General features: G+C 49.4%; 1 protein-coding gene (cut by a window edge). It reads left to right on the forward strand.

The genetic code is table 11. The features are described 5' to 3' along the window. On the forward strand, positions 1 to 640 hold part of the coding region annotated (locus tag JF616_21435) for a hypothetical protein (GenBank protein ID MBW8890325.1) (this coding region is incomplete at its 5' end). The annotated region continues 438 nt past the right edge of the window; 640 of 1,078 annotated nt are visible.

Raw genomic sequence — 640 nt, forward strand, 5'->3', positions numbered from 1 at the left:
AAAAGGAAGCTACCATATCGGCCAAGGTGGTTTCGCCGCCCTGATGGATCAGGGCATGACGCCGGTCATTTCCAATGCTACTCATTTTGTGAATGGTTATGGCCAGTTTCTCGTCACCTCTGGAAGAGCGAGTTGGGTGGATCGACCGAATAATAATGTATACATCATGAATTGGTTGAATCGAAAAGGTGAATTATCCCCGATATGGCCGAGCGCAAACAAAACTGCGTCTGGTCAAGGCGTAGTCAATCCGGAACTTGATTATATCGAGTGGTTGATCGAAACCAATGCGGCGGCGCAGGAATATCCGGAACTTAATATGTCTTATGCCAATTGGGACCAAGATGTCCGTAATGTTTGGCTTTCCCGTCCGGATTTGCAATCGGCGTTTTCCGATGGCTATCACGCCACCGGAACGGGAGTGTACACCCCAGGGGGGTGGACACTATTAGATTGGGTCCTTCAGTATGGGGTAAACGAGAATCCCGCCACGCTAGGGAAATTCAAAGGGTACCCGTATCTTCCGATGTTGGATGTGAATTCAGTTCTCGAGCCGGGTTCCGTCGTATTGAGCGTGGACGGAAAATCCGATTGGGTCCATTACGGATATGATGCCATTCAACCGACCAACACGAAAATC

It is taken from the genome of Fibrobacterota bacterium, assembly GCA_019509785.1.
GTDB lineage: Bacteria > Fibrobacterota > Fibrobacteria > UBA11236 > UBA11236 > Chersky-265.